Here is a 4,495-nt window from a genome sequence, read left to right as displayed (position 1 = left end):
TTACCATGCTGACCTGCAGGCGAAAGGGATGGAAGTGAAGTAATTTCGAAATAAATACTTACATTTCGCCTATAAAAAAACCCGCTTAATCGCGGGTTTTTTCTCATCAGGGTAAAACGGACAGGCGTTTAGCTCCGGGTATTACTCTTTATGAGAGAGTTTCTCAGCCTGAATGCTGCCGTCTGCGTCTTTTTTCGCGCCCGCATCTTCATCATTCATCGCTTTCTTGAAACCCTTAATTGCCGTGCCCAGGTCTCCACCCAGTGTACGTAACTTCTTGGTACCAAACAGCAGAACGACCAGTGCGGCCACCACCAGCAATTTGGTAATACTAATCTCACCCATAGATACCTTCTTAACTTAAAACAGGCAGCGTAGCGCGCCCTTAGTAACCTGAGAATATTAACGGTCATTTGACGCGCGCACACAATAGCAATCTGTAACAAGGTGAATCAAGCAGTGTTTAAAAAAACGTCATAATAATTGCGGTGGCACAAATCTGCGGTTGCGTAATACCGGTAATTGCGCCCGCACCTGGCGAATTCGCTCAGCGGTGATCTCGGCCATGATAAGCGTCGGGACGTCTGCAGCAGCCGCAATCGTCACCCCAAGGGGATCGATAATACGACTCTGCCCGATATTTTTGTTACCACACTCCCCTGCGGCAATCATATAGCAGGTGGTATCGAGCGCGCGGGCAGCCAGTAGTGTCGACCAGTGATGTTCCTTCAGCGCCCCTCTGACCCATGCCGCCGGTAGCACCAGCACTTCAGCGCCCTGCAACGCAAGCGCCATCGACAGCTCGGGAAAACGCAGATCGTAGCAGGTCATCAGCCCCACTCTGAGTCCATCCACGTCAAGCAGCGGTGCGATTACGTTACCCGCATCAACATTGCGGGACTCCTGAATGGAGAAAGCATCATAGAGGTGTAGCTTGGCGTAGCTTGCCACAATTTTCCCCCCACGCAGCGCCACCAGCGTGTTTACCGCACGACCGGGACGCGAAGGAACATGAACAGTGAGAATAGTGGTCATCGTATTCGACGCGCTTTCCCGCAACAGTTGTTGCAGGAATTTCCCCTCGAGAGACTGGGCGGATTTCACCGACAGATCGGGATCCGTATCGTCTCGCGCCAGTAATGCCTCAGGCAGAACCAGCAATGACGCGCCGTTTCCCGCCGCCTGCGACATGAGTATGACGCAGGTTTCTGCGTTTTTTTCCCACACAGGACTGACGGCAAATTGCCCTGCAGCAACTAGCATAATTCCTCCGGTCAGGTTTATCAGGCTCGCCAACGATGATTATTCAGCGTTACACTTATCTTATATACCAACCAAAAGCAGGATTATGCAGTGTTACAACTTCTTTTAGCGGTTTTTATTGGCGGTGGCACAGGAAGTGTAGCGAGATGGATGCTCAGTATGCGGTTTAACCCCATGCATCAGGCGATTCCGATAGGAACCCTGACCGCAAATTTACTGGGTGCATTCATCATTGGTGTGGGACTGGCATGGTTTAGTCGAATGACTAATATCGATCCCGTATGGAAAGTCTTGATCACAACCGGCTTTTGTGGCGGCCTGACAACCTTTTCTACCTTTTCGGCGGAAGTGGTCTTTTTGCTGCAGGAAGGTCGAGTGGGCTGGGCAATGCTGAATGTGTTGGTCAACCTGTTGGGATCATTTGCGATGACGGCGTTAGCATTCTGGCTATTTTCCGCCTCCAGCGCGCACTAAAGACCAAAAAAAACCCGCTAATAAGCGGGTTTTGAAATCTTGCTGACGTAAGCTTACAGAGCAGTTACGTTTGCAGCAGAAGGGCCTTTGGCACCGTTAGTGATTTCGAACTCTACACGCTGACCTTCAGCCAGAGTTTTAAAACCATTGGTCTGGATTGCAGAGAAGTGTACGAACACGTCTTTGCTGCCATCTTCCGGAGTAATGAAACCGAATCCTTTGGACTCATTAAACCACTTAACGTTACCTTTAATCTTAGACATCAAAATTACCTTTACATGAAAAATAGACACAAATGCTGTGTCGGGTACCAGTACACCAATTGTGGTTCACTTTGTCCAGTCGAACTTTGGCAAAAAGTGATAAATGTCGCGTTATTTTTTGACATAAGCTTATATCACTTTGTTTTATATGAAGTTTATTGCCATTAATTGGTTCAGAACTGAAAACGCATCCACGCAAAGTATACGTTACCGTTGTTATAAGTACCGGGGATATAGGTCATCTGAAACGTTGCCGGACCGTAACCGATGGAAGCCAGCGGCAGCAGGACAGGAAGAGGAATGTAGTTCCAGTTATCACGCGCCGTCACACCGGCGGTAAAACCTAACCCCAGGTGGAAATTGTCATCCGGCAGAGGTCGCCAGGTGCTCTCCCAGCCATAACCACCGATCGGCTCCCATTTATTCCATGAATCTTTGAAAGCCATGATATAAAGGCCGTGCCAGTTTCCCTTTTCATCCCAGCGCGACTGGCCAAAACCACCGCCCCATGGACGCTCGTTATAACGATCGGTTTTTTCTTTGTCATAGGCAAAACGCGCATGCCAGGTTATCGCGGGAATATATAAATCATAGTGCTCAGGTTGCTGCCAGGTTTCGGCAACATTGTCTGTAAAGGTATTAAACCACCCTTTTTCTTCTGCCACTGCACGCGGCAGCATCGCTAACTGAATAAAAAGAAATGAAAAAAGGAGAAAATATTTTTTAGCTGTACTCACAACGTTTATTACCATTCTTAAGTTCAGTCTTGATTATACCAAAAATAACTTGAATGAAACCTTAACAGCGGCAATGCAGACCTGAATCAGATTGTTCTAAGATTTTGAATGCCGTAATTAAACCCTATCTTTTGCAGTATTATTTATCGCTGGATTATCAGTCAGATATTGTATGCTTTTCACTCTGTTACGTTGAAAGCACTCTTTCGCCGTCATTCATTAACATCAATGCCGCATAAACAAAACAAAAATGAAACAACAAGGAATTTTCCTGGAGACTGGAAAATAAAATATTTCACCTTCATCACGGCAACGAAAAAAAATAGGCGCTGACCGACGACTAATCGTTCTGTTTATTGATTTTAATCAGCAAGTAGCAAACACTTATTCGGCACATTTTTACACCAACTTATTGGTATTATCTTAATTTCACTTCTGGGTGTCTACGCGACAGGGGAAACAATGTTGACATTTATCGAACTCCTTATTGGAGTTGTGGTTATTGTGGGTGTAGCGCGCTACATCATTAAAGGGTATTCGGCAACCGGCGTGCTCTTTGTTGGCGGTCTGGTGCTGCTGATTATCAGCGCCCTGATGGGCCATAAAGTGCTGCCTTCCAGCGAGACCACGACGGGTTATTCCGCGACGGATATCGTTGAATACATCAAGATCCTGCTGATGAGCCGTGGTGGCGACCTTGGCATGATGATCATGATGCTCTGCGGATTTGCCGCTTACATGACCCACATCGGCGCGAACGATATGGTCGTGAAACTGGCGTCGAAGCCTTTGCAGTACATTAATTCACCTTATTTGTTGATGATTGCCGCCTATTTTGTTGCCTGTCTGATGTCCCTGGCGGTGTCATCCGCTACCGGACTCGGCGTATTGTTGATGGCGACGCTTTTCCCGATCATGGTCAACGTAGGCATCAGCCGCGGTGCCGCGGCGGCCATTTGTGCCTCGCCTGCCGCAATTATCCTTTCCCCTACCTCCGGTGACGTCGTGCTGGCTGCCAAAGCAGCCGAAATGCCACTGATCGATTTTGCCTTTAAAACCACACTGCCGATCTCCATTGCGGCAATCATCGGGATGGCGATAGCCCACTATTTCTGGCAACGTTATCTGGATAAAAAAGAGAACGCGGCCCACGAAATGCTGGACGTAAATGAAATCACCACCACGGCACCGGCGTTCTACGCCATTCTGCCATTTACGCCGATTATCGGAGTGCTGATTTTTGATGGTAAGTGGGGACCGCAATTGCACATCATTACGATTCTGGTGCTCTGTATGCTTATTGCGGCAGTGCTGGAGTTCGTCCGGGGTTTCAACACCCAGAAAGTGTATTCAGGTCTGGAAGTGGCGTATCGCGGTATGGCCGATGCGTTTGCGAACGTGGTGATGCTGTTAGTTGCGGCGGGTGTTTTCGCACAGGGTCTGAGCACGATTGGCTTCATCCAGAGTCTGATCTCCATCGCCACTTCGTTTGGCTCAGCGAGCATCATTTTGATGCTGGTACTGGTGATTCTGACCATGCTGGCAGCGATGACCACCGGTTCCGGTAACGCGCCGTTCTACGCTTTCGTGGAAATGATTCCTAAGCTGGCACAATCATCGGGTATCAACCCGGCGTATCTGTCGATTCCGATGCTACAGGCATCCAACCTGGGCCGTACGATCTCCCCGGTCTCCGGCGTGGTCGTGGCGGTAGCCGGGATGGCAAAAATCTCGCCTTTTGAAGTGGTAAAACGCACC

6 protein-coding genes are annotated in these 4,495 nt (G+C 48.7%); 2 read left to right on the top strand and 4 right to left on the bottom strand.

The genetic code is table 11. The annotated features are described in order from the left end of the window. Positions 1-141: 141 nt before the first annotated feature. Positions 142-345, bottom strand: coding sequence for a twin-arginine translocase subunit TatE (gene tatE, locus AB7E14_RS20915; protein WP_043001430.1), 204 nt, complete (start codon positions 343-345; stop codon positions 142-144). Between the two features lie 129 nt (positions 346-474). Next, on the bottom strand, positions 475-1,263 hold the full coding sequence (locus tag AB7E14_RS20910) for a deaminated glutathione amidase (RefSeq protein WP_316961911.1): 789 nt from the start codon (positions 1,261-1,263) through the stop codon (positions 475-477). A gap of 90 nt (positions 1,264-1,353) precedes the next feature. On the opposite strand from AB7E14_RS20910, the gene crcB reads away from it, so the two are divergent. Next, the gene (gene crcB, locus AB7E14_RS20905) at positions 1,354-1,737 is read left to right on the top strand and encodes a fluoride efflux transporter CrcB (protein ID WP_043001432.1); all 384 of its coding nucleotides are present in this window, start codon (positions 1,354-1,356) and stop codon (positions 1,735-1,737) included. 53 nt (positions 1,738-1,790) lie between these two features. On the opposite strand, the gene cspE is transcribed toward crcB, so the two are convergent. Further along, entirely contained in the window at positions 1,791-2,000 is a 210-nt protein-coding gene (gene cspE, locus AB7E14_RS20900; RefSeq protein ID WP_000034826.1) for a transcription antiterminator/RNA stability regulator CspE, read from the bottom strand. Between the two features lie 173 nt (positions 2,001-2,173). Continuing rightward, complete coding sequence (pagP, locus tag AB7E14_RS20895) at positions 2,174-2,752, bottom strand: lipid IV(A) palmitoyltransferase PagP (RefSeq protein WP_043001433.1); 579 nt, start codon at positions 2,750-2,752, stop codon at positions 2,174-2,176. A gap of 447 nt (positions 2,753-3,199) precedes the next feature. Between pagP and dcuC the strand changes: the two genes are divergently transcribed. After that, positions 3,200-4,495, top strand: a 1,296-nt coding sequence (gene dcuC, locus AB7E14_RS20890; RefSeq protein WP_428169891.1) for an anaerobic C4-dicarboxylate transporter DcuC, incomplete at its 3' end; no start/stop codon positions are given.

This window comes from Citrobacter sp. (genome assembly GCF_050252275.1).
Taxonomy (GTDB): Bacteria; Pseudomonadota; Gammaproteobacteria; order Enterobacterales; family Enterobacteriaceae; genus Citrobacter_A; species Citrobacter_A amalonaticus.
Note: the sequence above shows the minus strand (reverse complement) of the source record. Positions and strands in the feature narration are given on the sequence as shown.

Bases quoted from the DNA above. Each gene is read 5' to 3' on its own strand.
- cspE (WP_000034826.1), bottom strand. From the start codon at position 2,000: ATGTCTAAGATTAAAGGTAACGTTAAGTGGTTTAATGAGTCCAAAGGA.
- AB7E14_RS20910 (WP_316961911.1), bottom strand. From the start codon at position 1,263: ATGCTAGTTGCTGCAGGGCAATTTGCCGTCAGTCCTGTGTGGGAAAAA.
- pagP (WP_043001433.1), bottom strand. From the start codon at position 2,752: ATGGTAATAAACGTTGTGAGTACAGCTAAAAAATATTTTCTCCTTTTT.
- tatE (WP_043001430.1), bottom strand. From the start codon at position 345: ATGGGTGAGATTAGTATTACCAAATTGCTGGTGGTGGCCGCACTGGTC.